This window comes from Mesorhizobium sp. CAU 1732 (assembly GCF_039888675.1).
Lineage (GTDB): Bacteria > Pseudomonadota > Alphaproteobacteria > Rhizobiales > Rhizobiaceae > Aerobium.
Map to the genome: position 1 here is coordinate 438354 of NZ_JBDQQR010000001.1, position 25181 is coordinate 463534.

Here is a 25181-nt window from a genome sequence, read left to right on the forward strand (position 1 = left end):
AAATAGCTAACTCCACAAGCCTGTTGAAATCACCGATACTGAGAAAGTGTTCCCCAAATTCCGGAGTTGCCACGCGCGACGGCCTGACCGCCGGGCAGAACATCTGGACAAGCACGTGACGGAGGCTGGGAGGACCGCCGTCTCGACCATCAAGACGAGACCATGACACGAACCGACCTTTTCAGAACCAGCCCGAGGCGCCGATGACGGTGTCCCCACGCGCAGCGGTTTTCGACGCCGGCTTGTTGCAAGCGCCACAGTCCACGGCTGCCGCCGCACCTGCCATTCGCCCCGGAGCGAGCGCGACGCTCGTTTCGTTCGAGGCAGTCTCCAAGACGTTTCCGGCCGGCCGCACCAGCGCCTCCGTGACGGCCCTCGACGCGATCGACTTTCAGGTTCCCAAAGGATCGGTCAGCGCGATCATCGGTCGCTCCGGCGCGGGAAAATCGACGCTGATCCGGCTGGTCAACGGCCTGGAAAAGCCGAGCGCGGGTCGCGTGCTCGTCGACGGGACGGATGTTGCCGCGCTCGATGAAACGAAGCTGCGCGACATCCGCCGCTCCATCGGAATGATCTTCCAGCACTTCAATCTCCTATCCTCGCGCACGGTGTTCGACAATGTCGCCCTGCCGCTGGAGATCATCGGCGTCGCACGCCGCGACATCGAGGCGAAGGTTACGCCGCTGCTCGATCTCGTCGGCCTTGCCGACAAGCGCGACCGCTATCCATCCGAGCTGTCGGGTGGCCAGAAACAGCGTGTCGGCATTGCGCGTGCGCTCGCGACCGAACCGAAGCTGCTGTTGTCCGACGAGGCGACCTCCGCGCTCGATCCGGAAACGACACAAGCCGTGCTCGATCTGCTGAAGCGCATCAACCGGGATCTCGGGCTGACGATCCTGCTCATCACGCACGAGATGGAAGTCGTGAAGCGCGTGGCCGACCAGGTCGCGGTCATCGACCGGGGCGCGATCGTGGAGCGTGGCACGACCTACGATATTTTCACGTCGCCCCAACACGACACGACGCGCGCGCTCCTCTCGGGGCTACCCGGCTATCGCCTGCCGGAGGCCTTGGCGCTGACGCTGCGGCCACACGCATTCGACGGTTCGCGTGCGGTTCTGCGTGTCACCTCCGCAGGCCAGGGCCCTGGGCTGACGGCTTTTTCGAGGCTGGGCGCAGCGGCAGGCGAGGGCCATGCCGTTCTCGCCGGCGCGATCGAGGAGATAGGCGGCCGGCCGTTCGGCTCGTTCATCGTGACGGTACCCGCCCGGGGGGCGCTGCTCGACAAGGCGCTGGACCGCCTCGCGGCTGCCGGTTTCAATCGTGAGGTGCTCGGCCATGTCGCCTGACATTCTGTGGCTCATCGTCAAGGCGACCGGCCAGACGCTTCACATGGTTGCCATCGCAGCCCTGGTCGGGTCGCTGATCGGCGTGCCGCTCGGCGTCTTTCTCGCCACCAGCGGTCGGGGCGAACTCTTCGCGGCACCTGCCGCGAACCGGGTGCTGGGAGCGATCGTCAACGCGACGCGCTCGACACCATTCATCATCCTCGTCGTCGCCATCATACCGTTCACACGGCTGATCGCGGGCACCTCCATCGGCACCAGCGCGGCCATCGTTCCACTGACGATCGCCACGATCCCCTTCGTCGCCCGGCTGGTCGAATCGGCCATCCGCGAGATCGATCCGGGATTGGTCGAGACCGCGCGCGCCATGGGGGCGTCGCCGCTCCAGATCGTCTGGAAGGTGCTGCTCGCCGAGGCGCGGCCCGGCATCACGCTGGCGCTGACGCTCACCATCGTCAGCCTCATCGGTTATTCGGCGATGGTCGGCGCCGTGGGAGGTGGCGGTCTGGGCGATCTCGGCATCCGCTACGGCTACCAGCGCTTCATGCCGGACGTGATGGCTGCCGTCGTCGTGGTGCTCATCGTGCTCGTTCAGGCTGTGCAGAGCATAGGCGACCGCCTCGCACGCCATTTCGACAAGCGCGTCCGTCCGCGCTGAACCTCATTCTGATCCGCAACACTCTCAAAGGAGACATTCGATGTTCGTGAAACTTTCCGTCGTGGCTGGCCTCGCGCTCGCCCTCATGTCAGGCGTCGCCTCGGCCGAAACCATCAAGGTCGGCGTCACGCCCGGGCCACACGCGCAGATCCTCGAGAAGGTCAAGGAAGTCGCCGCCGCGGACGGCCTCGATATCGAAATCCTCGAATTCTCCGACTATGTGGTGCCGAACCAGGCGCTGAACGACGGCGAACTCGACGCTAACTCGTTCCAGCACAAGCCCTATCTCGACAACCAGATCGCCGACCGCAAATACGAGATCGTCGACGTCGCCTGGACCGTGAATTTCCCGATGGGCATCTACTCGAACAAGGTGAAGTCGATCGACGAACTGCCGGACGGCGCCACGATCGGCATCCCCAATGACCCGACCAATGGCGGCCGCGCGCTCCTGATCCTCGCCGATGGCGGGTTCATCAAGCTGGACGCGGAAAAGGGCCTGAAGGTCGGCCCGACAGACGTGACCGAGAACCCGAAGAACTTCAACTTCATCGAACTCGATGCAGCCCAGTTGCCGCGTTCGCTCGACGATACCGACGCGTCGGCGGTCAACACCAACTACGCGCTCGAAGCAGGTCTCGACCCCGACAAGGATCCTATCCTCAAGGAAGGCGCGAAGGCACCTTACGTGAACCTCATCGCCGTCCGCACGGCCGACAAGGACGCACCGTGGGTAGCGAAACTGGTCAACGCCTACCACACGCCCGAGGTGAAGGCTTTCGTCGAGGAGACGTTCAAGGGCTCCGTCGTCACCGCCTGGTAGGCGATCGCTGACGACATATGAGACGCGCGGGGGTGGGTTCTGGCCTGCCCCTGCTTTCGTTTGACGTAAGCGGCACCGGCACCCGTCAGATCCGGGGACGTTCGCCGCCGAGCGAGGCGGCCAGCAGATAGCCGTCGGTCCAGCGGCCGTGTCCGCTGGCGATGTTGATATGGCCGGCATCGCCCATGTCGATCAGCCCCGAGCCCCATGTGGCCGCCATCCTGTGCGCCTGCGCGTGAGGCAGATAGGGATCGTTGGACGAGGCGGCGAGGATCGACGGGAACGGCAGCGGCTTGGTCGGAAATTCGCCGAAGGAAACGAGGCCGGGATGAAGCCGCTCGACGGCGTCGAGGTCGCACGGTGCGACCAGGAGTGCGCCCGCGACGTGATCGGCCGCGGGGCGTCCTGCCAGATGAGCGGCAAGCAGCGCACCCAGGCTGTGCGCGACGAGCAGCGCGCCGGGATGCGCGATAAGTTCATGTTCGAGCGCGCCCAACCACTCCGAAAGGTCGGGATGTCGCCAATCGTGCTGGTTCACGAGATGCGTCTCGGGCTGTTCCTTCAGCCAGATATCCTGCCAGTGCCCTTCGCCTGAACCGTTGAGCCCTGGGACGATCAGCGTCGCAGTCATGATTGTCTCCATTCATCATCGTGGTTGGTGGGTAAGACATGAAAACCGCTTCGCAACGACGAGGCCGGCCCAGACGCCGACGGTGCAGGCGACGAGAAAGACCCAGCCTGAAACGGCGCTTGCATGGATGCCCAACAGGAGCATGCCGACCGTGCGCGGAGCGCAGTCGTCGCGCCCCAACCCATCAGCACGCCTCCGGTCAGACCCTTGGCTACCTGCGCCGGGGTAGGTGCGATGCCCCAAGGATAACCAGCAAAAATCGCCGAGGTGGAGAAGTAGACATTTCAAAATCGCCGCTCGATTAGAAAATTCTACCTTCTCTATGGAGATTACAAAATTACTATCGTGTCCAACTGGAGATTGGACATGCCAAGCGAACAGAAACACTATCCGGAAGCGGCTGCGGCAGGCGACCCACTGCATTTCTTCTGGTTCATACCAACGCACGGCGATGGAACCTATCTGGGCACCGATCGCCTCTCGCGGCGGCCCGAATACCGCTACTTCAAGCAGGTGGCGATCGCTGTCGACCAGCTTGGCTTCGAGGGCGTGCTTTTGCCGACCGGGCAGAGCTGCGAGGATTCCTGGATCACCGCGACCGGCCTCGCAACCGTCACCGAGCGGCTGAAATATCTGGTCGCGCTGCGCCCGGGCGTCACCTCGCCGACCTTTGCCGCGCGCCAGACCGCCGCGCTCGACCGGCTGTCAGACGGGCGCCTGCTTCTCAACGTGGTCGTCGGCGGCAATCCGACCGAACTCGCAGGCGACGGCATCTTCCTCGGCCATGACGAGCGTTATGAGCAGGCGCGCGAATTTCTCGAAATCTGGAAGCGCCTGCTGGCCGGCGAGACTGTCGACTTCAAGGGCAAGCACTACGATCTGAAGGGCGCGCGCGTCGATTTCCCACCCGTCCAGGGACCGAACCCGCCGCTCTATTTCGGCGGATCGTCCGATGCGGGGCAGGATCTCGCGGGCGAGACGGTCGACATGTACCTGACTTGGGGCGAGCCGCTGGAACAGGTTCGCGAGAAGCTGGAGGCAGCGCGTGCGCGCGCCGCCCGCTTCGGCCGCAAGCTGCGTTTCGGCATGCGCATCCACTTCATCGTCCGCGAGACCGAGGAAGATGCGTGGCGCGCGGCCGACAGGCTGATCGAGAACATCTCCGACGAGCAGATCGAGCGCTCCTTCAAGCGCTTCCAGCAGGAGATGGATTCCGTCGGTCAGAAGCGCCAGGCCGCTCTCCATGGTGGACGCCGCGACAAGCTTCTCGTCGCGCCCAACTTGTGGGCCGGCGTCGGGCTGGTGCGAACCGGCGTCGGAACGGCGCTTGTTGGTACGCCGAAACAGGTCGCCGAGAGGCTGCGCGAATATCAGGCGCTCGGCATCGATACGATCATAGGCTCCGGTTACCCGCATCTCGAGGAAGCCTATCGCGTGGCTGAACTCCTGTTCCCGGAACTCGGCATCACGGCTGGCCGTCACGGTTTGCGGGACGCGGTCGCCAACGAATTCGCGGTCGGAAACTACGGCGGCTCCAAGCTCGCCGCCGCTGCCGGCTGATGATCATCGATCAATCATCTGAGGGAAATCCGTCATGACAAGACTAATCGCGGCGCTCGTCACTTCGACCATCCTGGTGTCCGGCATCTGGGGAACATCGGCGAAAGCCGAAGGGCTCATCCGCATCTCGGAGCAATTCGGCACGATCTATCTGCCGCTGCATGTCATCCGCGACCAGAACCTCCTCGAAAAACACGCCAAGGCCGTGGGCCTCGATTCGATCGAGGTCGAGTGGGCAAAGATCAGCGGCGGTGCGGCCGTCAACGACGCCATCCTGTCGGGGTCGATCGATGTCGGTGCCGCCGGCATCGGCCCGTTCCTGACCCTTTGGGACCGCACTGGCGGCGATGTGAAGATCATCGGCGGCCTGAGCAACCAGCCGAACTATCTCATCACCCGCAATCCGAACATCAAGACGCTCGCCGACTTCACCACCTCCGACAAGATCGCCTTGCCGGCGGTCGGTGTCTCGGTTCAGGCGCGTATCCTGCAGATCGCGGCCGAGAAGGAATTCGGCGTGGGCAACCACAACAAGCTCGACGACATCACGGTGACGCTGCCGCACCCGGATGCGACGAACGCGCTTCTCTCGGGCGCGACGGAGGTGAACTCCCACCTGTCGAACACGCCGTTCCAGGAACAGGCGCTGCGCGACGAGAAAATCCACCAGGTCTTCTCCTCCTTCGACGTGCTCGGCGGCCCGGTCACGCCGACCTATGTCTATTCCACCGTCGGTTTCCGCGAAAAGAACCCGCTGACCTACAAGGCGTTCTTCGAAGCCTTCAAGGAAGCGTCGGCGTGGATCGAGGCGAACAAGAAGGAAGCCGCGGAAACGTATATCCGGGTCGAGAATTCGAGGCTGGAGCCTGAATTCGTGCAGTCTCTGCTGGAGTCGCCGGAATCCAAGTTCACGCTGGTGCCGTCGGCGTCCTTCAAATTCGCGGACTTCCTCCATCGCACCGGCGCCATCAGCACCAAGGCTGAGAGCTGGAAGGACTATACGTTCGAGGATCTTCATGGCGAAGACGGCAGCTAAGCCCGTGCTCGCATTGACCGATACGCCTGCGCCACGGGAAACCGTCTTCGCGGCGCGCGACCTCACGATCGACTATCAGGTCGATCGTGGCGTGGTGCGCGCCGTCGAGAACGTCTCGTTCGACGTCGCAGAGGGCGAGCGCCTCGTCCTCCTCGGACCCTCGGGGTGTGGAAAATCGACGATCCTCAAGGCGGTCGCGGGCTTCATCAAGCCGAAATCCGGCGAGATCGACGTGCGTGGGCGAAAGGTTCAGGGACCGGGACCGGACCGCATCGTCGTTTTCCAGGAGTTTGACCAGCTTCTGCCGTGGAAGACCGTCCGTCAGAACGTCGAGTTTCCGCTGCGCATGTCGAGCACGCTTGCCAAGAGCGACATACGCGATCGGGCCGAGGCCGCCTTGCGCAAGGTGGGGCTGGCACGCGCGCTCGATTCCTATCCGCACACGCTGTCGGGGGGCATGAAGCAGCGTGCGGCGATCGCCCGCGCGCTGGTCACGGATGCCGATGTTCTGCTGATGGACGAGCCGTTCGCCGCACTCGATGCGCTGACCCGCAAGCAGTTGCAGCAGGATCTGCTCGCGCTTGCCGAGGAGATCGGCTTCACGCTGCTCTTCGTCACCCATTCGATCGAGGAAGCGATCCTGATCGGCACGAAGCTTCATCTGTTGAGCCCGCATCCGGGACGGACGGTCGCGACCTTCGACACGCGGGAGTTCGGCTGGGAGCAATATGGCAACCGCCGTTTCGAGGCCGTGTCGTCGCAGGTCCACGATCTCCTGTTCCAGCCACAGCCCGGAAGGGAGCTCGCCCATGTCTAGCGTCGTTCTGGGCGAAGGCGAGGCCGGCGGTTTCGCCCGCTTTGCTGGTTCGTTGTGGAAATCCGGCTTCGTGCGCAAGACGCTTGTGCTGGTGGTCCTTGCCCTGATCTGGCAGGCCGCAGCGCTGATCAGCGCAAAGCCGATCCTGTTCCCCACCTTTACCGCCACCATGTCGGCGCTTTGGAACGCGATCCTCTACGAAAATCTGCTGCTCTCGACCTGGGGCTCGATCTCGGTGCTGATCAAGGGCTACGCCATCGCGGTCGCCCTGGCGTTGGTCATCGTCTCTTTGGCTGTCACCAGCGCGATCATTCGCGAGGCGCTCCAGTCGCTGATCGCGATGTTTAATCCGCTGCCGGCGATTGCGCTCCTGCCTCTCGCGATGCTGTGGTTCGGCCTCGGCGAGACGAGCCTGCTCGTCGTCCTCGTCCATGCCGTCCTCTGGCCGTTCGCGCTGGCGACGCTATCCGGCTTCGACAGCGTTCCCGAAACGCAGCGTCTCGTCGGCCGCAACTACGGCCTCAAGGGTCCATCCTACGTGGTCAGGATCCTCATTCCTGCGGCTCTGCCGTCCATTCTCTACGGCCTGAAGATCGGCTGGGCATTCGCGTGGCGGACCTTGATCGCGGCCGAACTGGTTTTCGGCGTCTCGTCGAGCTCCGGCGGGCTTGGCTGGTTCATCTTCCGCAATCGCAACGAGCTCTTCACCGACAAGGTCTTCGCCGGGCTGGCGCTGGTCATCATCATCGGCCTGATCGTCGAAGGCGTGATTTTCCGGCTGGCTGAGCGGTTCACCGTACGGAGATGGGGAATGCAGCGATGAAAATTTAATGTCTATAAAATGAGTAGACATTCATTGACATCAGTCCTGCGTGCTCCATAATCGTTAATGCAGTGCCTATCGCAGCCACCACTTCGTGTCCATGCATGATCAGGAGGTTCAGATGACACCCAATCCCGCCGGCCGGTTCGAAGCGTTCTTCGGCAAGATTTTCGGCCACCTCGCAGAACCGCAGATTTCCCGCGATGCCGTTGGCGACGACGCTGACGGCGAACGGGTCGATGATCGCGCGACACGACAGCACGATCGCGACGAGGACTTCTACTGGGGATGGAACATGTACGGTTACTGGTAGCCACCGGTTACCGTTCGCACCGCTATCGAGAAGGGAAAACGCTATGCACGAGAAACTTCCTGTCCTGTTCGAGGGCCATGCCCCCTTCGCGCTGCATGAAGCCTTCGATGCCGCGCTCTCGCAGTTCGAGACATGGAACCCTGGCGAGGGTGAGCCGACGGTGAAGCTTGCCGGCCACGATCTGCCGATCAGCGCCGTTTTCGGCCGTATGCGCACCTGTGACGATCTCCTCCCCGCACGGTTGATGGATGATTTCGAAGCGATCACCGGCGAAAAGCTGGCTCACGGCGACGCGGCGACCTTTGCGGAAGCCGCACGCTTCCTGCGCATCCTGTGCGTCGACAAGCTCAAGGCGCAGACGCCCGGCGCTCCGACTTTGTCGGCTGCGACCATCAACGCGGCCCGTTTGCAGCGATCGGGGTTCGAGCAATGAGGCCGATCCCGAATTCGATCATCGCCACGTCGGGGTCCAACAGCGGCACGACAGGCATGTCAGCCTTCGTCGGCGTGGCGGCCGCCGTGGCCGTGGTCATCGCGATCGTGGTCGGCCTTGTGCCTGCCGCGACACCCGGCCCGGGCGATCCCGCGCTCGAGGTGGTGGCCGATACCACGGTGCAGCCGATCTTCGCTGGCCAGTGACCGCACTTGCATGGACGTTGACGGAAAGTTCTTCTGCCTCGGCGCCATATTGTCGTCGGACATGTCCGAAGTCGCCGCATATTGAGCAAGCGATTTCATGCGCTGCCTTGAATGTCTAGTATTGTAGTAGAGATTAGCATCGAGGAGCGCAGCATGGCTTTTGCAAGACCGCATGTCGTGGCGATTTCCGGCAGTCTGAGCAGACCGTCGAAGTCGCGGACCCTGGCAGACAAGATCGCAGCGGCGGCGCTCGCCCGCGTCGATCTGCGGCTGTCCTCGTTCGACGTGCTCGATGCCGGTCCGGGTCTCGGTGCAGCGTTCAGCCGATCCGAGCTTTCGAGCGAAGCGCTTGCCATCGTCGAAGCGATCGAGAACGCCGACGCTCTGATCGCCGTGTCTCCCGTCTACAAGGGCTCCTACACCGGGCTCTTCAAGCACCTGTTCGACTTCGTTTCTCCCACGGCGCTCATCAACAAGCCGGTGGTCATCGGCGCGACGGGCGGCGGGCATCGCCACGGCCTCGTCGTCGAACACCAGCTTCGTCCGCTCTTCGGGTTCTTCTCCGCCCTGACCATTCCAACCTCGGTCTATGCCAGCGACCACGAGTTTTCGGAAGGGGAACCGGTCGATCCGATGGTGCTGGACCGGATCGACCTTGCCGGCGCCCAACTCGGCTCATTGTTGCTTTCGCGCCGCACTGGAGCGATTTCGCACCGGGAACACGCGATTCCGGCCGCCAGCGCCGCATAAATGAACGAAATCGCAAGGAATCCCGGGTTGTGTATAAATTCGCTAGACATTAAGTCTCGTGAACGCCCGGCGACGGTGGGGACGAACCGGTCCACCTGGCGAAAGTCAAACGGATGCCGCTCGCGGCAGCCAGCCAGGAACGTGTTCGAACCATGCTCACACGAAAAGGCAAGTACGGGCTCAAGGCGCTCGTGCACCTCGCCTATCTCCCCACCGGACAACTCGCATTCGTCAACGACATTGCGAAGAACAACAACATCCCGAAGAAATTCCTCGACGCCATTCTCGGCGAACTGCGCAATGCGGGGTTCGTCCAGAGCCGAAAGGGCAAGGATGGCGGATACCGTCTCGCGCGCCCGGCTGACGAAATCCGCGTCGGTCACGTTGTCCGCGTGCTGGATGGACCGCTCGCGCCGATTCCGTGCGCCAGCCGCACGCGCTACGAGGCATGTGAAGACTGTAATGAGGCGACATGCCAAGTCCGTCACATGATGTTGGAAGTGCGCCATGCGATCGCGGAGGTGCTCGACAACCGCACCCTGTCGGAAATGCGCGATTCCACGGTCGAGGAGCTTTCCGAAGCCCTGAAGTACCAGGCCTGACGCAGGCACTCCCGACGCGGGGACCGTCCCCGTGAGCGAGCAGCGCCGGCAATCGATCATCATCGTCGGCGGCGGCGCGAGCGGGGTCATCCTCGCCGCGCATCTGTTGCGATCGTCCGCCACGGCGCTGCGCGTCACGCTGGTCGAAAAGCGCGACACGTTCGGGCAGGGCATCGCCTACTCGACAAGCCTCGACGACCACCTTCTCAACGTCAGTGCGATGGGCATGAGCGCGCTGGCGCACGACCCCGAGCATTTCTGGCGCTGGGTCCGGAGACACGGATACGCCGGCGACGCCGATGCCCCTTATTATGCGCCGCGGCGCATCTACGCGACGTATCTTCGCGAAGTGCTCGACGATCTCGTCGCGGCCGAACCTGTGCGGCTCAGGCTGGTGAGCGAGGAGGCGGTCTCGATTTCGACGACAGCGACGGGCGTCGAGGTCGCGCTCGCCAATGGCAGCAGCCTGATCGGCCATGCTTGCGTCCTCGCGGCCGGCCACGACGAGCAGCCCGAGACGCAACGGAGTTTCTCGGTGCGCATCGACGGCGCCTACGATGGGCCGATCGATCCCGACGCCACGGTCCTCATCCTCGGCACCGGCCTTAGCATGGTGGATGCCTGGCTTTCGCTGGAAGCGCGCGGTCATCGTGGGCAGGTCGTCGCCTTGTCCCGGCGCGGACTGTTGCCATCGCCGCACAAGGTCGGCAAGCCGATCCGCCTCGACGCGGCCGACATCCCGCTCGGCACGGAACTGTCCTACTTCGTCCGCTGGTTCCGCGATCTGGTTCGCGCCACCGAGGCGCGCGGCGGCGATTGGCGAGACGTCATCGACGGCATGCGGCCCTTCAACCAGAAGATCTGGCAGAGCTGGCCCGCGAGCGCGAAGCGGCGTTTCATGGAACACACGAAGGCGTGGTGGGACGTTCACCGTCACCGCATGGCGCCGAAAATTCACGAGAAACTGTCGCAGGCCGTTGAGGCTGGTCGGCTGCGGCTGGTGGCGGGCCGCCTGGCCGGCGTCGAACAGGTCGCCGACGCGTTCACCGTGTCGGTCGAGCACAGGCAAAATCGCCGTGCGGAAGCACTGGACGTCGCGCGCATCTACGATTGCACCGGCATCACCAAGGACCCTTCGCTGGGATCGATCCGCATCGTGCGCGCGCTGATCGACCAGAAGCTGGCGCGACCCGACGCGATGAAGATCGGGCTGGATGTGACGCGCGACTGTGCGATCGTCGATGCAGACGGAGCATCGTCTTCCGTTCTCTATGCCGTCGGCCCGCTCACGCGGGGCGCCTTCTTCGAAATCGACGCCGTCCCGGACATACGAGCGCAATGCTCCGCCTTCGCCGCAAGGCTGGTGCCTTAGCCGTCGAAGAATTCAGGCGCAAAGTGCTCGCCTGCTCGGGTCAGAAAAATTTACGCAGCTATCGCGGTAAATGGCGGAGAGAGCGGGATTCGAACCCGCGTTACGGTCTCCCGTAAACACACTTTCCAGGCGTGCGCCTTCAACCACTCGGCCACCTCTCCGCGGCGTCCCGCACGTGCGGGATGGTCGACGGGCTCATCTAGTCGATCCTGTGCAGAATGCCAAGCCGTGAATGTGCGTTTCGTGACGTCGATGTGACGTCTTGGCGCTGAGTGGGCGGAAATGGTGCACTGTCGAAACCTCAACTTCCCGTGTCGCAATTGCCAATCGTGCCGGTTGGACCTATCTGTTCGCCATGAGACGCGATGCGAAATCATGCGCGGTCGCCCAGCATGGCAGGACGTTATGATCGGAGCACTGTTTCGTTTTCTGGCGACCGTCGCACTGGCTGCCGGGGTGATCATGGCGGTTCTCGATGCGACGCGGTCGATCGCGGCAAGCGCGTTCGTTCTGACGCCTTTGTCGGATGCGTGGGCGGGTGTTTCGGCCCCCACGTTCCAGGCGTTCGACGGGATGCTCAAGACGAGCCTTCCGGCGTTTGCCCATACGATCATCGTGGATGGTATTCTGGCCGCGCCGGGCTTCGTGGTGTTCGGGGGCCTGGCCCTTCTTCTCTACGTGATCGGTCGCCCACGGGCGCGTATCGATCGCAGGTTTGCCGTCCAGCGTTGACGCTTCGGCGGAAGCGCGCGCATCGCAAGGACTTCGCATGCCCGTATGGGCAGAAAGGAATACTGCAATGTTCTTCCTGAGCGACATGCTGAACAAGAAGCTGAAGCTGCCGGCCGCAAACGAGGCGTTGCCCGGCAGGGCGGAGCCAATTCCGACCGCAACCAAGCACTATGTCTCCAAGCATCCGTTGAAGGGTCCTTATCCCGATGGACTCGAGGTGGCCTATTTCGGCATGGGCTGTTTCTGGGGAGCGGAGCGCCTCTTCTGGCAGACGCCAGGCGTCTGGGTGACGGCCGTGGGCTTCCAGGGCGGGCATACGGCGAACCCGACCTATCAGGAGACCTGCACCGGCCTCACCGGCCATGCCGAGACGGTCATGGTGGTCTACGACGCCACGCAGGTATCCTTTGCCGATCTTCTGAAGATCTTCTGGGAGAGCCACGATCCGACGCAGGGCATGCGCCAGGGCAACGATGTCGGCACCACCTACCGCTCGACGATCTACACGACGACGGACGCTCAGCTTGCCGAGGCGCTGGCCTCCAAGGCGGCTTACGAAGATGCGCTGATCGCAGCCCGGCGCTCGAAGATCACCACGGAGATCGAGCCCGCGCCGGTGTTCTATTTCGCGGAGGCGGAGCACCAGCAATATCTGGCGAAGAACCCCTACGGCTATTGCGGCCTGCAGGGAACCGGCGTCGCCTGCGCCATACCCGCCCGCGCCGACGCCTGAGGCGCCCTTTGGATCATCGCGCAATGGCAGGCGCGCCAATGCGCCTGCCAAGCGTTTGATGTTTTTCCATAAGGTCAAAATTCCAGGTGAATTTTCCTTTTTGCCGTGCAAGAGTGAGGTTCGAGCGGGGGTTTAGCCCTGCCGTGCGGGCGCGGCAGCAGCACTGCATGCCAGTCGCCTGAAGGTCAAAAAAGCAACCTACAGGGTGTGGATCATATGAAGCGTTTCGTTCTCGGCCTTCTGGCCGCAACTGCGATGACCGCCACGGCGTTCGCGCAGGAAGACATCAAGCCGGGTCTCCTGTTCGATCTCGGCGGCAAGTTCGACAAATCGTTCAACGAGGCCTCGTACAACGGCGCCGAGCAGTTCAAGACCGAAACCGGCATCGAATATGTCGAGTTCGAGGTTTCGAACGAGGCGCAGCGGGAGCAGGCGCTTCGCCGCTTTGCGGAAGACGGCCGCAATCCGATCGTGATGGCCGGCTTCTCATGGGCCTCGGCGCTCGAGATCGTCGCCGATGAATTCCCGGAGACGGAGTTCGCGATCATCGACATGGTGGTCGAGAAGCCGAACGTCCGCTCGGTCGTGTTCAAGGAGCAGGAAGGCTCCTACCTCGTCGGCGTGATGGCGGCGATGGCCTCCCAGACGGGAACCGTCGGCTTCGTCGGCGGCATGAATGTCCCGCTGATCGGCAAGTTCGAATGCGGCTACGTCTCGGGCGTGATGGAAACCAAATCGGACGCCAAGGTCATCCGCAACTATACGGGCGATACGCCGGCTGCGTGGAACGATCCCACAAAGGGCAGTGAAATCACCCGTTCGCAGATCGATCAGGGCGCGGACGTGATCTATCATGCTGCCGGCGGCACCGGCGTGGGCGTTCTGCAGGCTGCGGCCGACGCGGGCAAGCTCGGTATCGGTGTCGATTCCAACCAGAACGCGATGCATCCGGGCAAGGTTCTCACCTCGATGCTCAAGCGCGTCGACGTTGCGGTGTATCAGGCCTTCACCGATGCGAAGAACGGCGAGTTTGCCGCAGGCATCAACAATCTCGGCCTCGCCGAGGACGGCGTCGGCTATGCGATGGACGAAAACAACGCGTCGCTCGTCACCGACGAGATGAAGGCTGCCGTCGAGAAGGCCAAGGCCGACATCATCGCCGGCACGATCACCGTGCACGACTACATGACCGACAATTCCTGCCCGTACTGAGCCGGATCGTCGGATACGCATGCGAACCGCCGGGCCTAGCCCGGCGGTTTTCGTTTGGATGAGCATGGGACGCATGGATGGGGATGGCGCTGCCCGGCTCGGATGTCTAAGGCTGGGGCTATGAACACCGCGACACAGGCCGTATCGGGATCGGGCGCGCGCATCGGCGCGATCGCGGTGGTGTTGCTCGCGGGCGTGATGACCGGCGCGCAACTGGGCAAGATCGCGCCGCTGATCCCGTGGTACCGCGAGGAGATCGGCTTCTCGCTCGTCGGTTCGGGTTGGCTGGCGGCCATTCTGGGCATCTTCATCGCGGTCGGCGCTTTGCCGGCCGGCTGGGCGATCGATCGTCTCGGGCTCGCGCGCTCCATCCTGCTGGGTTCGATCGCGCTGTTTGCGGGTGGTGTGGCCCTGGCACTGGCGACGTCGCCTGTCTTCATCTTCGGCGCGCGCCTCGTCGAGGCGGTCGGCTATCTGGCGCTCTGCGTCGCACTCCCGGCCGTGCTCAACGAGATTTCGCCGCCGAACTGGAAGGCGCCGGTTCTCGCGATCTGGAGCGGCTTCGTGCCGCTTGGCTTCGCGACGTCGGACTTCCTGGCGCTAGCGATGCTGCCGGATTTTCTGGAATCGGCCTATCTCATAACGGTCGTGCTGATCTTCGCAGGCTTCGCCGCGGCGGCACTGGTGCTCCTGCGCGGCTTCTCGCTGACATCGTCCGCCGGCGCATCCGGTGGCATCGCGCTCACGCTATCGCGCGATGTGATCCTGCTCGCCTGCGGTTTCGGCGCCTTCGTGGTCCTCTCGCTGTCGATGTTCACCTTCATGCCGGCCTATGTCGCCGGCAGCGGTTCACACTATCTCGTCTCGGCCGGAATGGTCGCCCTGTCGGTGCCGTTGGGCAATATCGCAGCCGGCATACTCGTTCGCGGCAAGGGCGCGCGGTTCATGGCGAAGCTGGGCATCTTCGGCTTCGCGGTGAGCGCCGTGACGGCGGTGCCCGCCTTCACGTTTGCAAGTCCGGTTCTTGCGACGACGAGCGCCCTCGCGCTGGCGATTTCGGGTGCGCTGGTCGCGTCGGCGCAATTCGCGGCCATACCCTTCATCACACCGCGCGGGGGCTCCGTCTCGGTCGCGATCGGCCTTGTCTGCCAGGCGGGCGGAATCGGTACCGTGATCGGGCCGCCGATTGCCGCAGCCGTCATCGAACACGCCGGCTGGACCGGCTTCGCCTGGTTTCTCTCGGCCACCGCCGTCGCGGGCATCGCATGCATGGTGCCGCTCCTGAGGACAGACGGATGAGCACGATCATCCGCCCCGCAATCATAGCCGATATCCCCCTGATCGCGCGGCTGCGCTGGCAGGCGTTCTTCGACGGTACCGACCGCACGGAAGACGACGATGCCGCCGATCTTCTGGCTCTACTGGCCGGTGACGGTTTCGAGGTCGCTCTGGTCGCCGAACTGGAAGGCGAAGTCGTCGGAACCTGCCTGATGGTCCGCCACGAATTGCCGCCGGCCCATGATCTTTCGCCATGGCTGGCGGGTCTCGTCGTTGCGGCAGAGCACCGCAAACTGGGAATCGGTGCTGATCTGGTGGCGGCCATCGAGGCACATGCGATCGACCGGGGTATCGACCGCATTCATCTCTATACGGGCACGGCCGAGCCGTTCTACGAGCGACTGCGCTGGCGCGTGGCGGAGCGATCGATCGAGGACGAGGAAGAGACCGTGCTGATGGTGCGCGACCTCGCCTGATCGTCGATCGGCCTCAACGCGGCGGCGTGATCGCAAGTCCCTTCGCCAGGATCGGCCCGGTTGGTCGGCCGATCGGCGAGCCCGGCGCGTCTTCCAAAGTGATCTCGTAGAGCTGCTGCGCCCTCGGTGTCGGCAGGTCCGGGCCGAGGAGGGTCACTTCCGATGCACGCTGGAAGGTGCCGAGCGACACCGGTCCGACTGCCTGATCGTAGAGTGTCCAGACTTCGAGGGTTTTGCCCTGCGGCACGTCGAAATCCACCAATGGAACGACACGCACGGCATCGTTGCCATAAGCCTCCACGAAGGCGCCCGGAACGTCATTGTCGTCGTTCAGCAACACGACGACGATGGGCTGCGGCGCAGGCGCCGTGGATTGACCGGCCAGATAGCCGACCACCACTGCGGCCAGGACGCTCGCCGCCATTACACCGCCGCGCCAGCCGCCGAACTGGTGGGCATAGGGCCGCCGCACACGCAGGAAGCCTTTGCGGCTGGTATCGATCTGCGGGATGCCCATGGAAGCCAGCCTCTCGCGTGCGACCTCGTCGCCGGCCATCTGGGGCATGTCGGCGATGCGTGCGGCGATCGTGCCCCACATCGCTTCGGGAGCGGGCATCGGGTCGACGTTCTGGTCGAACGCGTGGAGGCGTTCGGCGAGCAGATGCACGCAATCGCGAAACTCCGCATCGACTGTCATGTCGCGCTCGGCGCGCTCGCGCTCGTGGTCGTCCATCAGGCCGAGCACGTAGTCGCCGGCCCTGGCCATGCGCTCTTCGTGGCTCATGACATGCACTCCTGAAGCGAAATCATGCCGCGCCTGATCCAGGCTTTCACCGTCCCGACCGGGGCTTTCAACTGAGCGGCGATCTCGCCATGCGAAAAGCCGACGACATAGGCGAGCACGATCGAACGGCGTCGCGCAGGCTCCAGTTGCGACAGGCACCGCCGAAGATCACTCGCCTCGGGCAACGCGTCATAGGCACGCTGCGCATCGAGTTCGCGGTCACCGAGTTCCGTCAGCGTATCGGCTTCGTGGTATTCGATCCGCGATCCGTCGCGCATCAAGTTCAGTGCCCGGTTGCGCACCATCGTCGCGAGCCAGCCTCGCGCCGAGCCCCTGCTGCGATCGAACAGGCCGGCCTTCTGCCAGACATTGACGAATGCGTCCTGGACGACTTCCTCGGCGAGTTCGGGACGCCGAACGATCCGACGTGCGATTGCCAGGAGCCTGCCGGCCTCCAGTTTGAAGAGACCGCCAAGCGCGGAGCGTTCGCCCGCGGCGACGCGTTCCAGAAGCCTGGCGCAATCATCGTCTTGAAGTTCGACTGTCATCCGCTGCGATTGTCCCCGATCCCGTTTTGCGCATCCACGCCTGTTCTAGATACACGCAAAACGGCGATTTCGATGCACCGCCCAAAAAAAATTGTACCCAGTGCATCCAGACGTCTCCCCCGCGGGTAGTCCAGATGAGGGCGCATTCCAGCGCGCCTCGGGACCTGATCCAGAGGAGAGTTTTCATGAACACCCGTTCCAAGACCCTGACCCGTCTCGTTGCAACCGGCGTATCGCTGTTTGCCCTGTCGTCCGTGGCAATGGCCGCGCCGGCAGTCGGCCTCGTCGGCGACAAGACGCTGGTCTGGTTCGATACCGACGCACCCGAAGTATCCAACACGGTGGACGTCGAAGGCGTCGACAGCCTCGTCGGCATCGACGTGCGCCCCGGTGATCGCAAGCTCTACGGCGTTGCCGGTGACGGCACCATCGTCACGATCGACCTCGAGACCGGCGCCGCGACAGCCGGCGGAAAGCTGACCGAGATGCTGCCGGACGGCGTTGCAGGCATGGTCGACTTCAACCCTGTCGCCGACGCGATCCGCGTCATGGGCACCGATGGCACCAACCTGCGCATCAAGCCGGACACGGGCGAGACGACCGTCGATGGTTCGCTGAACTTCGAGGCCGGAGACGCAAACGCCGACGCGACGCCGAACGTCGTCGCCACCGCCTACATCAACTCGATCGGCAAGCCGGAAGCGACGGCCATGTACGACATCGATGCCGGCCTCGGCGCGCTTTTGCGCCAGACCGCGCCGAATGACGGCACGCTCGCGACGATCGGCGAACTCGGCATCGAGGGTGCGGAAGCCTACGCATTCGACATCCAGGCAACCGCCGAGGGCGAGAACACCGCATGGCTCGCCGCAGCCGGTGCGCTCTATACGGTTGATCTGGAAACCGGTGCCGCGACCAAGGTCGCAGACATCACCGGCGTTGACGGCGATCTGCGGGACATCGCTATTCTTCCTGCGATGTAAGACGCCGTCACGGGCGTGAGGGCCGCCGGGTGGGAGCACATGCTCCCGCCCGGCGTTCCTTTTTCCGTCGTCAATAATGCGGTGGCTTGGTGATCGGCACGTCCGGCCCGGTCTGCTCCTCCAGCGCCAGGAAGCGCTGGGCGAGTACGTCCAGTTTCTTCTGCATTCGCTCGATCGTCTTCCACTGATCGGCGACCTGGTCCGAAAGCTCGACGATCGTGCGTTCCTGCTGGGCGGCGAGGATTTCGAGCTGCGTGATGCGCGGGTCGTCATTCATGTCGTGATCGTCTCCAGTGCGGTGCGCAACTCCGCGGCAAGTGGCATGGGCCGCCGCGTGGCGCGGTCGACATAGACATGGACGAAAAACCCTTCCGCCGCAGCCGTCTTGTCGTGGTTGCGGAACAGGCCGACCTCGTAGCGCACCGAGGACGAGCCGAGCTTGGCGACCCGGATACCCGCCGTCACGACGTCGGGAAACGCCATCTCGCCAAAATAGCGGCACCCTGTTTCCACGACGAGGCCGATCTGTCCGCCCGCATGGATGTCCAGCACGCCGTTCTCGATCAGCCAGCCATTCACCGCCGTATCGAACAGCGAATAGTGCACCACATTGTTCATATGGCCGTACACGTCATTGTCCATCCACCGCGTGTGGATGGTGCGGAAGGCGCGGTAGTCGGAGCGGGTCTGGTTGGTCACAGGACCGCACCCTTTTCTGCTTTTGCCCTACGTTGCCCCCCTCTGCCCTGCCGGGCATCTTCCCCACACGGGGGGAGATTAGTCTCGTCATCGATGCAGGCCGATCTCCCCCCTCGTGGGGGAGATGCCCGGCAGGGCAGAGGGGGGCGCTGTCCCGCCAACCTCACCGTTCGGCTCGAACTTATCACCACGCCGCCCGGTAAATCGCCAGCGCGTCGGCTTCTTCGACCGAACGCGGGTTGTTCACCAGAAGCCGTTGCTGCTTCATCGCGTCGGATGCCATTTTCGCCAGATGTTCCTCGCCGATGCCGACGTCGCGCAGGCGCTGTTGCAGTCCCACCCTTTTGGACAAATCAGCCAGTTCGTCGATGAACGCCGCACAGCGTCCCTGTGCGCCCTCTTGCGCGTCGAGGTGAGGAAACGCGTCAGCGGCGATCTCCGCATAGAGATGCGCGGCGTCGGTCATGTTGTAGCGCAGCACGTGCGGCAGGACGAGCGCGTTGGACAGGCCATGCGGGACGTGAAAGGTCCCGCCGATCGGATAGGCCAGCGCATGCACGGCTGCAACCGGCGCGTTGGCGAAGGCTTGGCCTGCCAGCATCGAGCCGAGCAGCATCGCCGAGCGGGCTTCGATGTTTCCGCCATCGTTCACCGCCGTCTCGATGTTCGCGCCGATCAGCCGCAAAGCTTCCCGCGCCAGCATCTTCGAGAGCGGGTTGTTGTTCGCATTCTTCGACGCGTAGGCCTCGATCGCGTGTACCATCGCGTCGATGCCGGTCGCAGCCGTGATCGGCGCGGGTAGCCCGAGCGTGAGTTCCGCATCGAGGACCGCCACGTCCGGCAGGATGATCGCCGACGACACGCCGCGCTTTTCCTCCTCGCCCACGGTGATGATGGAGACGGGCGTCACTTCCGATCCAGTGCCGGCGGTCGTCGGCGCCAGCACCAGCGGCAGCCGCGGCCCCTTGGCCTGCGCCACGCCCCATGCGCCGTCGAGGTCTTCGCCGGAGCCGAGCAGAAGGGCCGCGAGCTTCGCCACATCGAGCGACGAACCGCCACCGAAGCCCACGACACCTGTGGCACCGGCTTCGCGGCCAGCCGCCACTGCCTTCATGAGGGTGCCGAGCGACGGGTCGGCCTCGACCGAATCGAAGATCGTCACCTCGACGCCTTCGCCTGTCAGCGACGCGATGGCGGGATAGCAGAGCCCGAGCCTACGCAGGCCCGGATCGGTGACGAACAGCACCGATTTGCCCAGCTTGCGGCCGACGATGACGCCAAGCCTTCGGGCCGATCCCGGCTCGAAGACGATCGACGATGTGGTGTTGAAGGTGAAGGGCGTGAACGCTTGCGGTTTCATGCGCGGGAAAGTGTCAATGTCCGCGCCATTTGTCGAGAGTGAAGCTGTGAGCCCCGGGAGAGGACGGGCTGGCAAGCCGTTTTCCACCATGCTACGTCTCTTGACCAACCGATAAAAACACGAATCCAGAGGGACTTGCCCGGCGTATGGCAGAAGCTGCGATTGAACTTGTCGGCATCAACAAGAGCTTCGGCGTGGTTCATGCCAACCGCGACATTCATCTCGAAATCCCGCGTGGAACCATCCACGGCATAATCGGGGAGAATGGTGCCGGCAAGTCGACATTGATGTCGATCCTGTACGGCTTCTACCAGGCCGATTCCGGCGAAATCCGCGTTGGCGGCAAGCCGGCCGTGATCAACACGCCCAACGACGCCATCGCAGCCGGTATCGGCATGGTGCATCAGCATTTCATGCTGGTTCAGAACTTCACAGTGCTGGAAAACATCATTCTCGGCGCCGAAGGCGAGGCGCTTCTGAAGAAGGCGATCGCCAAGGCGCGTTCGGAACTGATCCGGCTGGAGAAGGAATACGGCCTCGAGGTCAATCCCGCCTCGATCATCGAGGAACTGCCGGTCGGGCTGCAGCAGCGCGTCGAAATCCTGAAGGCGCTCTATCGCGGCGCGGAAATCCTGATCCTCGACGAGCCGACCGGCGTGCTGACGCCGCCCGAGGCCGACCATCTGTTCCGCATCCTCGCCCAGCTCAAGGACGAGGGCAAAACGGTGGTCCTGATCACCCACAAGCTGCGCGAGATCATGGCGATCACAGACAATGTCTCCGTCATGCGGCAGGGCGAGATGGTCGCGACGCGCAAGACCTCCGAGACCACTGTGGAGGAACTGGCCGAACTCATGGTCGGTCGCCGTGTCCTCCTGCGGGTGCAGAAGGAAGAGGGCAGACCGGGTGACGTAAAACTGTCGGTCAGGAACCTGACGGTGAAGGATTCGCGCGGCGTCACCATGGTCGACAACGTTTCCTTCGACATCCGCGCAGGCGAGATCGTCGGCATCGCCGGCGTCGCCGGCAACGGCCAGTCCGAACTGCTGGAGACCATCGCCGGCATCCGCCGCGCGGAATCCGGCACCGTTATGCTCGACGGCAAGCCGATCGACGTTACCGGCACGGCCGATCCCGGCGAACTGCGCGATCGCGGCCTGGCGCATGTGCCCGAGGACCGGCACTATGTCGGCCTCGTCCTGCCGTTCGAGGAATACGAGAACTCGATCCTCGGCTATCACGATCACGCGCAATATCTCAAAGGCCCGTTCCTCGATATCGAGGCGATCCGCGCCGATGCGCGCGACAAGATTTCGAAATACGACATCCGCCCCGGCAACGAGCGGCTCAAGACCGCCAATTTCTCCGGCGGCAACCAGCAGAAGATCGTGCTGGCGCGCGAGATGGAGAAGGACCCCGGCGTCCTGATCGTCGGCCAGCCGACGCGCGGCGTCGATGTCGGCGCGATCGAGTTCATCCACAAGCGCCTGATTGCGATGCGCGACGCCCAAAAGGCGGTGCTGCTGATCTCCGTCGAGCTCGACGAAATCCGCTCGCTCTCCGACCGCATCATCGTGATGTTCGACGGCCGTATCGTCGGCGAACGCGACAGCGACGCGAGCGAAGGGGAGCTGGGACTGCTCATGGCCGGTGTCGAACGGCAGGAGGCCGCGGAATGAGTTCGCCATATGCGAAGCTGCCCGGCTGGGCCGATTACGGCCTCATCCCGCTGATCAATCTGATCGTCGCCTTCGCGGTCGCCGGCCTCGTCGTGCTTCTGGTGGGCGAAAACCCGCTGCGGGCGGCGGCCATCATGGTCGAGGGCGCGTTCGGCGGCGGCCGCAACATCGCCTACACGCTCTATTATTCGACGAGCTTCATGTTCACCGGCCTCGCGGTCGCGGTCGCCTTCCATGGCGGGCTCTTTAACATCGGCGGCGAGGGGCAGGCCTATGTCGGCGGGCTCGGCGTGGGACTGGTCTGCCTGACATTCGATTCCATCCTGCCGTGGTGGCTGACCTTCCCGCTGGCGATCCTCGGCGCGGCCGCGGTCGGCGCGGCATGGGCTTTCATCCCCGCTTACCTCCAAGCCAAGCGCGGCTCGCACATCGTCATCACGACGATCATGTTCAACTTCATCGCTGCCAGCCTGATGGTTTATCTGCTGGTCGGCGTGCTGAAGCCCATGGGCTCGATGGCCCCGCAGACACGGACGTTCCTCGATGGCGGACAGTTGCCGAAGCTCAACTTCCTGATGGAGGCGCTCGGCTTCACCGTGCGTTCGTCTCCCTTCAACATCTCGTTCCTGCTGGCGCTTGTCTGCGCGTTCCTCGTCTGGCTGCTGATCTGGCGCACGCGCCTCGGCTACGAGATCCGCACGCAGGGCCACAGCCCGAAAGCCGCGCGCTATGCAGGCATCGGCGAGACGAAGATCATCATCATCACGATGATGATTTCCGGCGCGCTGGCCGGCATGATGGCGCTGAATCCGGTGATGGGCGACCAGAACCGGCTCCAGCTCGATTTCGTCACCGGCGCGGGCTTCGTGGGCATCGCGGTGGCGCTGATGGGGCGCTCGCACCCGGCCGGCATCGTGCCCGCGGCGATCCTGTTCGGCATGCTCTATCAGGGCGGCGCGGAACTCGCCTTCGAGATGCCGAACATCAGCCGCGACATGATCGTCATCATCCAGGGCCTGGTCATCCTCTTCGCGGGCGCGCTGGAACACATGTTCCGTCCGTCGATACAGGCCTTCTTCGCCAGTCTCAGTCCGCGCTCCATGGGCGTGACCGCAGCCAAGCGCGAAGGGGTCTGAGATGGAGTTCTTCGTCATCCTCGTAAACGTGCTGGACTCGACGATCCGCCTGTCGATCCCGCTGCTCTTCGCGTGCCTTGCGGGGCTGTATTCGGAGCGGGCGGGCATCTTCGACATCGGCCTCGAAGGCAAGATGCTGGCGGCGGCCTTTGCCTCGGGGGCTGCTGCGTATGCCACCGGCTCCGCATGGGGCGGTCTTGCCTGCGCCGTCCTCATCGGCGTTTTCCTTGCGCTCGTGCACGGTTTCGCGTCGATCACCCATCGCGGCAACCAGATCGTGTCGGGCGTGGCGATCAACTTCATTGCGGCCGGCTCTACGATCATCCTCGGCCAGGCGTGGTTCAGCCAGGGTGGCCGTACGCCGGCGCTCAGCGCCGAGGGACGCTTCAACGCGATCACGCTGCCCGGTGCCGAGGCCGTGCGCGACGTGCCGATCGTCGGCCTCATCTATTCGGAACTTCTGTCGGGCCACTCGATTCTGGTCTATTTCGCGTTCTTCATGGTTTTCGTGACATGGTGGGTGCTGTTTCGCACGCGCTTTGGCCTGCGTCTGCGCGCCGTCGGCGAGAACCCTGCCGCCGTGGATACCGCCGGCATTTCGGTGACGTGGCTTCGCTACCGCGCCGTGATCTGCACCGGCATTCTCTGCGGCTTTGCCGGCGCCTATCTGGCGCTCGCGCAGAATGCCGGCTTCGTGAAGGACATGACGGCGGGCAAGGGCTACATCGCGCTCGCCGCCCTCATCTTCGCTAAATGGAAGCCGGTGCCGGCCATGTTCGCCGTGCTTCTGTTCGGCTTCCTCGACGCTCTGTCGATCCGCCTCCAGGGAACGCCGTTGCCGCTGGTCGGCCGCGTGCCGGTGCAGTTCTTCCAGGCGCTGCCCTACGTCCTGACCGTGATCCTGCTCGCGGGCTTCATCGGCAAGGCGATCCCGCCGCGCGCCGGCGGCGTGCCCTACGTGAAAGAGCGTTGATCCATGTCGCATGATCTCTTCCTCGCCGCGCGCGACGCCATGGCGAAATGCCATGCGCCCTATTCGAAGTTCCCGGTCGGCGCCGCGATCCGCACGCAGGATGGCCGCATCTATGCCGGCGCGAACATCGAGGTTGCCTCGTTTCCCGAGGGCTGGTGCGCGGAGACGACCGCGCTCGGCCACTATGTGATGGGCGGCGGCGGCACGATCACCGAGATCGCGGTGGTCGCCGAGAAGATGGCGCGCATCACGCCATGCGGCGGTTGCCGCCAGCGGCTCGCCGAGTTCGCCGGGCCGGACGCGAAGCTCTACCTCTGTGACGAGACGGGCATCGTCGACACATGGACGATGGCCGAAATCCTGCCGCTGGGGTTTCAGGGAGACACGCTGAAATGAACGACGCCGTCTCCACGCTGATCGAAAAGCTCGAAGGCCGCACGCCGAAGGTCGCACTGGTGCTCGGCTCGGGGCTCGGCGGGCTGGTCGATGAGGTCGAGAATGCGATCCACATTCCCTATGGCGACCTGCCGGGCTTTCCGCATTCAGGCGTGACCGGCCACGCCGGCAAGCTGGTTTCCGGTGACCTGGCGGGCACGCCGGTGATCATGCTGGCTGGTCGCGCGCATTATTACGAGAACGGCAATCCGGCGGCGATGCGCCCCGCGCTCGAGGCGCTTGCCGGCACCGGCATCGAAAAGCTGATCCTGACCAACGCGGCCGGATCGCTGGAGCCCGAGATGGGGCCGGGCTCGGTGATGCTGATCACAGACCACATCAATTTCTCCGGCACCAACCCGCTCTTCGGCGAGCCGACCGACGGGCGGTTCGTCGGCCTGACGGAGGCCTACGACGCGCGCATCAGGGCAGCCTTCGAGGCGGCTGCACAGGCGACCGGAACCCAGCTCCACAAGGGCGTTTACATGTGGTTCTCCGGCCCGTCCTTCGAAACACCGGCCGAAATCCGCATGGCGCGGGTGATGGGCGCGAACGCCGTCGGCATGTCGACCGTGCCGGAGGTGATCCTGGCGCGCTTCCTGGGCTTACGCGTTGCGGCCTGCTCGGTCATCACCAACCTCGCGGCAGGCATGACGGGCGCGGAACTCTCGCATCAGGAAACCAAGGACATGGCGCCCGTCGGCGGCCAGCGTCTCGCGACGATCCTGAAGCGGATGTTTGCCGATGGATTGGCGGATGGGTAGTTATCGCCCCGTGCGCAGA

General features: G+C 64.0%; 30 protein-coding genes and 1 tRNA gene. 24 read left to right on the forward strand and 7 right to left on the reverse strand.

Annotated features, from left to right (window positions below; translation table 11 throughout):
* Nucleotides 1-203: 203 nt before the first annotated feature.
* The 3 genes from AAFN55_RS02285 to AAFN55_RS02295 are packed head-to-tail and all read left to right on the forward strand — an operon-like array spanning nt 204 to nt 2827.
* Complete coding sequence (locus AAFN55_RS02285) at nt 204-1349, forward strand: ATP-binding cassette domain-containing protein (RefSeq protein ID WP_347797267.1); 1146 nt, start codon at nt 204-206, stop codon at nt 1347-1349.
* A complete protein-coding gene (locus AAFN55_RS02290; protein ID WP_347797268.1) occupies nt 1339-2004 on the forward strand; it encodes a methionine ABC transporter permease in 666 nt (221 codons plus the stop codon). The genes AAFN55_RS02285 and AAFN55_RS02290 overlap by 11 nt, the downstream gene beginning before the upstream one ends.
* Before the next feature lie 40 nt (nt 2005-2044).
* Nucleotides 2045-2827, forward strand: coding sequence for a MetQ/NlpA family ABC transporter substrate-binding protein (locus AAFN55_RS02295; protein ID WP_347797269.1), 783 nt, complete (start codon nt 2045-2047; stop codon nt 2825-2827).
* Between the two features lie 85 nt (nt 2828-2912).
* Here the strand turns inward: AAFN55_RS02295 and AAFN55_RS02300 are convergent, their stop codons facing one another.
* Entirely contained in the window at nt 2913-3458 is a 546-nt protein-coding gene (locus tag AAFN55_RS02300) for an alpha/beta hydrolase (protein WP_347797270.1), read from the reverse strand.
* Nucleotides 3459-3824: 366 nt separating this feature from the next.
* On the opposite strand from AAFN55_RS02300, the gene ssuD reads away from it, so the two are divergent.
* The 10 genes from ssuD to AAFN55_RS02350 all read left to right on the forward strand — a co-directional run bounded on the left by ssuD (nt 3825) and on the right by AAFN55_RS02350 (nt 11370).
* Nucleotides 3825-5018: an FMNH2-dependent alkanesulfonate monooxygenase gene (ssuD, locus tag AAFN55_RS02305; RefSeq protein WP_347797271.1), complete on the forward strand. Its 1194-nt coding sequence runs from the start codon at nt 3825-3827 to the stop codon at nt 5016-5018.
* A gap of 34 nt (nt 5019-5052) precedes the next feature.
* On the forward strand, nt 5053-6054 hold the full coding sequence (locus AAFN55_RS02310; RefSeq protein ID WP_347797272.1) for an ABC transporter substrate-binding protein: 1002 nt from the start codon (nt 5053-5055) through the stop codon (nt 6052-6054).
* Nucleotides 6035-6871 (forward strand): ABC transporter ATP-binding protein, encoded by an 837-nt coding sequence (locus AAFN55_RS02315; RefSeq protein ID WP_347797273.1) that lies wholly within the window; start codon nt 6035-6037, stop codon nt 6869-6871. Before AAFN55_RS02310 ends, AAFN55_RS02315 begins: the two co-directional genes overlap by 20 nt.
* Nucleotides 6864-7694 (forward strand): ABC transporter permease subunit, encoded by an 831-nt coding sequence (locus AAFN55_RS02320; protein WP_347797274.1) that lies wholly within the window; start codon nt 6864-6866, stop codon nt 7692-7694. The genes AAFN55_RS02315 and AAFN55_RS02320 overlap by 8 nt, the downstream gene beginning before the upstream one ends.
* A gap of 121 nt (nt 7695-7815) precedes the next feature.
* The gene (locus tag AAFN55_RS02325; RefSeq protein WP_347797275.1) at nt 7816-8007 is read left to right on the forward strand and encodes a hypothetical protein; all 192 of its coding nucleotides are present in this window, start codon (nt 7816-7818) and stop codon (nt 8005-8007) included.
* A 43-nt stretch (nt 8008-8050) separates the two neighbouring features.
* A complete protein-coding gene (locus AAFN55_RS02330) occupies nt 8051-8440 on the forward strand; it encodes a hypothetical protein (protein ID WP_347797276.1) in 390 nt (129 codons plus the stop codon).
* A complete protein-coding gene (locus tag AAFN55_RS02335) occupies nt 8437-8646 on the forward strand; it encodes a hypothetical protein (RefSeq protein ID WP_347797277.1) in 210 nt (69 codons plus the stop codon). Before AAFN55_RS02330 ends, AAFN55_RS02335 begins: the two co-directional genes overlap by 4 nt.
* Before the next feature lie 153 nt (nt 8647-8799).
* Nucleotides 8800-9396 carry an FMN reductase gene (gene msuE / locus AAFN55_RS02340; RefSeq protein WP_347797278.1) on the forward strand — a complete coding sequence of 199 codons (597 nt, stop codon included), beginning with the start codon at nt 8800-8802 and terminating at the stop codon, nt 9394-9396.
* Nucleotides 9397-9548: 152 nt separating this feature from the next.
* Nucleotides 9549-9998: an Rrf2 family transcriptional regulator gene (locus AAFN55_RS02345; RefSeq protein WP_347797279.1), complete on the forward strand. Its 450-nt coding sequence runs from the start codon at nt 9549-9551 to the stop codon at nt 9996-9998.
* A 31-nt stretch (nt 9999-10029) separates the two neighbouring features.
* Complete coding sequence (locus AAFN55_RS02350) at nt 10030-11370, forward strand: FAD/NAD(P)-binding protein (protein WP_347797280.1); 1341 nt, start codon at nt 10030-10032, stop codon at nt 11368-11370.
* Nucleotides 11371-11441: 71 nt separating this feature from the next.
* Here the strand turns inward: AAFN55_RS02350 and AAFN55_RS02355 are convergent.
* A tRNA-Ser gene (locus AAFN55_RS02355) sits at nt 11442-11531 on the reverse strand.
* A 214-nt stretch (nt 11532-11745) separates the two neighbouring features.
* Here AAFN55_RS02355 and AAFN55_RS02360 point away from each other — a divergent pair.
* The 5 genes from AAFN55_RS02360 (at nt 11746) to AAFN55_RS02380 (ending at nt 15801) form a co-directional block, all read left to right on the forward strand.
* Nucleotides 11746-12102: a hypothetical protein gene (locus AAFN55_RS02360; protein ID WP_347797281.1), complete on the forward strand. Its 357-nt coding sequence runs from the start codon at nt 11746-11748 to the stop codon at nt 12100-12102.
* Nucleotides 12103-12169: 67 nt separating this feature from the next.
* Nucleotides 12170-12835: a peptide-methionine (S)-S-oxide reductase MsrA gene (gene msrA / locus AAFN55_RS02365; protein WP_347797282.1), complete on the forward strand. Its 666-nt coding sequence runs from the start codon at nt 12170-12172 to the stop codon at nt 12833-12835.
* Nucleotides 12836-13051: 216 nt separating this feature from the next.
* Nucleotides 13052-14047 carry a BMP family ABC transporter substrate-binding protein gene (locus AAFN55_RS02370; RefSeq protein WP_347797283.1) on the forward strand — a complete coding sequence of 332 codons (996 nt, stop codon included), beginning with the start codon at nt 13052-13054 and terminating at the stop codon, nt 14045-14047.
* 120 nt (nt 14048-14167) lie between these two features.
* Complete coding sequence (locus AAFN55_RS02375; RefSeq protein WP_347797284.1) at nt 14168-15346, forward strand: MFS transporter; 1179 nt, start codon at nt 14168-14170, stop codon at nt 15344-15346.
* Nucleotides 15343-15801 (forward strand): GNAT family N-acetyltransferase, encoded by a 459-nt coding sequence (locus AAFN55_RS02380; protein WP_347797285.1) that lies wholly within the window; start codon nt 15343-15345, stop codon nt 15799-15801. The genes AAFN55_RS02375 and AAFN55_RS02380 overlap by 4 nt, the downstream gene beginning before the upstream one ends.
* Nucleotides 15802-15814: 13 nt before the next feature.
* Here the strand turns inward: AAFN55_RS02380 and AAFN55_RS02385 are convergent, their stop codons facing one another.
* A complete protein-coding gene (locus tag AAFN55_RS02385; RefSeq protein WP_347797286.1) occupies nt 15815-16585 on the reverse strand; it encodes an anti-sigma factor in 771 nt (256 codons plus the stop codon).
* Complete coding sequence (locus AAFN55_RS02390) at nt 16582-17133, reverse strand: sigma-70 family RNA polymerase sigma factor (protein WP_347797287.1); 552 nt, start codon at nt 17131-17133, stop codon at nt 16582-16584. The genes AAFN55_RS02385 and AAFN55_RS02390 overlap by 4 nt, the downstream gene beginning before the upstream one ends.
* Before the next feature lie 185 nt (nt 17134-17318).
* On the opposite strand from AAFN55_RS02390, the gene AAFN55_RS02395 reads away from it, so the two are divergent.
* Nucleotides 17319-18116 carry a DUF4394 domain-containing protein gene (locus AAFN55_RS02395; RefSeq protein WP_347797288.1) on the forward strand — a complete coding sequence of 266 codons (798 nt, stop codon included), beginning with the start codon at nt 17319-17321 and terminating at the stop codon, nt 18114-18116.
* A gap of 70 nt (nt 18117-18186) precedes the next feature.
* On the opposite strand, the gene AAFN55_RS02400 is transcribed toward AAFN55_RS02395, so the two are convergent.
* From AAFN55_RS02400 to AAFN55_RS02410, 3 genes are all read right to left on the reverse strand, one after another.
* Complete coding sequence (locus AAFN55_RS02400; protein WP_347797289.1) at nt 18187-18393, reverse strand: SlyX family protein; 207 nt, start codon at nt 18391-18393, stop codon at nt 18187-18189.
* Nucleotides 18390-18758 carry a thioesterase family protein gene (locus AAFN55_RS02405; RefSeq protein WP_347800156.1) on the reverse strand — a complete coding sequence of 123 codons (369 nt, stop codon included), beginning with the start codon at nt 18756-18758 and terminating at the stop codon, nt 18390-18392. The genes AAFN55_RS02400 and AAFN55_RS02405 overlap by 4 nt, the downstream gene beginning before the upstream one ends.
* Nucleotides 18759-18999: 241 nt before the next feature.
* On the reverse strand, nt 19000-20175 hold the full coding sequence (locus tag AAFN55_RS02410; protein WP_347797290.1) for an iron-containing alcohol dehydrogenase: 1176 nt from the start codon (nt 20173-20175) through the stop codon (nt 19000-19002).
* 146 nt (nt 20176-20321) lie between these two features.
* Here AAFN55_RS02410 and AAFN55_RS02415 point away from each other — a divergent pair, with 146 nt between their 5' ends.
* The 5 genes from AAFN55_RS02415 to AAFN55_RS02435 are packed head-to-tail and all read left to right on the forward strand — an operon-like array spanning nt 20322 to nt 25162.
* Nucleotides 20322-21854 (forward strand): ABC transporter ATP-binding protein, encoded by a 1533-nt coding sequence (locus AAFN55_RS02415; protein WP_347797291.1) that lies wholly within the window; start codon nt 20322-20324, stop codon nt 21852-21854.
* Entirely contained in the window at nt 21851-22990 is a 1140-nt protein-coding gene (locus tag AAFN55_RS02420; RefSeq protein WP_347797292.1) for an ABC transporter permease, read from the forward strand. Before AAFN55_RS02415 ends, AAFN55_RS02420 begins: the two co-directional genes overlap by 4 nt.
* 1 nt (nt 22991) lies before the next feature.
* Nucleotides 22992-23963: an ABC transporter permease gene (locus AAFN55_RS02425; protein ID WP_347797293.1), complete on the forward strand. Its 972-nt coding sequence runs from the start codon at nt 22992-22994 to the stop codon at nt 23961-23963.
* Nucleotides 23964-23966: 3 nt separating this feature from the next.
* Entirely contained in the window at nt 23967-24359 is a 393-nt protein-coding gene (gene cdd, locus AAFN55_RS02430) for a cytidine deaminase (protein ID WP_347797294.1), read from the forward strand.
* Nucleotides 24356-25162, forward strand: a complete 807-nt coding sequence (locus AAFN55_RS02435; RefSeq protein WP_347797295.1) for a purine-nucleoside phosphorylase — start codon at nt 24356-24358, stop codon at nt 25160-25162. The genes cdd and AAFN55_RS02435 overlap by 4 nt, the downstream gene beginning before the upstream one ends.
* Nucleotides 25163-25181 lie beyond the last annotated feature (19 nt).

Excerpts from the sequence above, each read along its gene's own strand:
- AAFN55_RS02285 (WP_347797267.1), top strand. The coding sequence starts at position 204 with ATGACGGTGTCCCCACGCGCAGCGGTTTTCGACGCCGGCTTGTTGCAA.
- AAFN55_RS02290 (WP_347797268.1), top strand. The coding sequence starts at position 1,339 with ATGTCGCCTGACATTCTGTGGCTCATCGTCAAGGCGACCGGCCAGACG.
- AAFN55_RS02295 (WP_347797269.1), top strand. The coding sequence starts at position 2,045 with ATGTTCGTGAAACTTTCCGTCGTGGCTGGCCTCGCGCTCGCCCTCATG.
- AAFN55_RS02300 (WP_347797270.1), bottom strand. The coding sequence starts at position 3,458 with ATGACTGCGACGCTGATCGTCCCAGGGCTCAACGGTTCAGGCGAAGGG.
- ssuD (WP_347797271.1), top strand. The coding sequence starts at position 3,825 with ATGCCAAGCGAACAGAAACACTATCCGGAAGCGGCTGCGGCAGGCGAC.
- AAFN55_RS02310 (WP_347797272.1), top strand. The coding sequence starts at position 5,053 with ATGACAAGACTAATCGCGGCGCTCGTCACTTCGACCATCCTGGTGTCC.
- AAFN55_RS02315 (WP_347797273.1), top strand. The coding sequence starts at position 6,035 with ATGGCGAAGACGGCAGCTAAGCCCGTGCTCGCATTGACCGATACGCCT.
- AAFN55_RS02320 (WP_347797274.1), top strand. The coding sequence starts at position 6,864 with ATGTCTAGCGTCGTTCTGGGCGAAGGCGAGGCCGGCGGTTTCGCCCGC.
- AAFN55_RS02325 (WP_347797275.1), top strand. The coding sequence starts at position 7,816 with ATGACACCCAATCCCGCCGGCCGGTTCGAAGCGTTCTTCGGCAAGATT.
- AAFN55_RS02330 (WP_347797276.1), top strand. The coding sequence starts at position 8,051 with ATGCACGAGAAACTTCCTGTCCTGTTCGAGGGCCATGCCCCCTTCGCG.
- AAFN55_RS02335 (WP_347797277.1), top strand. The coding sequence starts at position 8,437 with ATGAGGCCGATCCCGAATTCGATCATCGCCACGTCGGGGTCCAACAGC.
- msuE (WP_347797278.1), top strand. The coding sequence starts at position 8,800 with ATGGCTTTTGCAAGACCGCATGTCGTGGCGATTTCCGGCAGTCTGAGC.
- AAFN55_RS02345 (WP_347797279.1), top strand. The coding sequence starts at position 9,549 with ATGCTCACACGAAAAGGCAAGTACGGGCTCAAGGCGCTCGTGCACCTC.
- AAFN55_RS02360 (WP_347797281.1), top strand. The coding sequence starts at position 11,746 with ATGCGCGGTCGCCCAGCATGGCAGGACGTTATGATCGGAGCACTGTTT.
- msrA (WP_347797282.1), top strand. The coding sequence starts at position 12,170 with ATGTTCTTCCTGAGCGACATGCTGAACAAGAAGCTGAAGCTGCCGGCC.
- AAFN55_RS02370 (WP_347797283.1), top strand. The coding sequence starts at position 13,052 with ATGAAGCGTTTCGTTCTCGGCCTTCTGGCCGCAACTGCGATGACCGCC.
- AAFN55_RS02375 (WP_347797284.1), top strand. The coding sequence starts at position 14,168 with ATGAACACCGCGACACAGGCCGTATCGGGATCGGGCGCGCGCATCGGC.
- AAFN55_RS02380 (WP_347797285.1), top strand. The coding sequence starts at position 15,343 with ATGAGCACGATCATCCGCCCCGCAATCATAGCCGATATCCCCCTGATC.
- AAFN55_RS02385 (WP_347797286.1), bottom strand. The coding sequence starts at position 16,585 with ATGAGCCACGAAGAGCGCATGGCCAGGGCCGGCGACTACGTGCTCGGC.
- AAFN55_RS02390 (WP_347797287.1), bottom strand. The coding sequence starts at position 17,133 with ATGACAGTCGAACTTCAAGACGATGATTGCGCCAGGCTTCTGGAACGC.
- AAFN55_RS02395 (WP_347797288.1), top strand. The coding sequence starts at position 17,319 with ATGAACACCCGTTCCAAGACCCTGACCCGTCTCGTTGCAACCGGCGTA.
- AAFN55_RS02400 (WP_347797289.1), bottom strand. The coding sequence starts at position 18,393 with ATGAATGACGACCCGCGCATCACGCAGCTCGAAATCCTCGCCGCCCAG.
- AAFN55_RS02405 (WP_347800156.1), bottom strand. The coding sequence starts at position 18,758 with ATGGACAATGACGTGTACGGCCATATGAACAATGTGGTGCACTATTCG.
- AAFN55_RS02410 (WP_347797290.1), bottom strand. The coding sequence starts at position 20,175 with ATGAAACCGCAAGCGTTCACGCCCTTCACCTTCAACACCACATCGTCG.
- AAFN55_RS02415 (WP_347797291.1), top strand. The coding sequence starts at position 20,322 with ATGGCAGAAGCTGCGATTGAACTTGTCGGCATCAACAAGAGCTTCGGC.
- AAFN55_RS02420 (WP_347797292.1), top strand. The coding sequence starts at position 21,851 with ATGAGTTCGCCATATGCGAAGCTGCCCGGCTGGGCCGATTACGGCCTC.
- AAFN55_RS02425 (WP_347797293.1), top strand. The coding sequence starts at position 22,992 with ATGGAGTTCTTCGTCATCCTCGTAAACGTGCTGGACTCGACGATCCGC.
- cdd (WP_347797294.1), top strand. The coding sequence starts at position 23,967 with ATGTCGCATGATCTCTTCCTCGCCGCGCGCGACGCCATGGCGAAATGC.
- AAFN55_RS02435 (WP_347797295.1), top strand. The coding sequence starts at position 24,356 with ATGAACGACGCCGTCTCCACGCTGATCGAAAAGCTCGAAGGCCGCACG.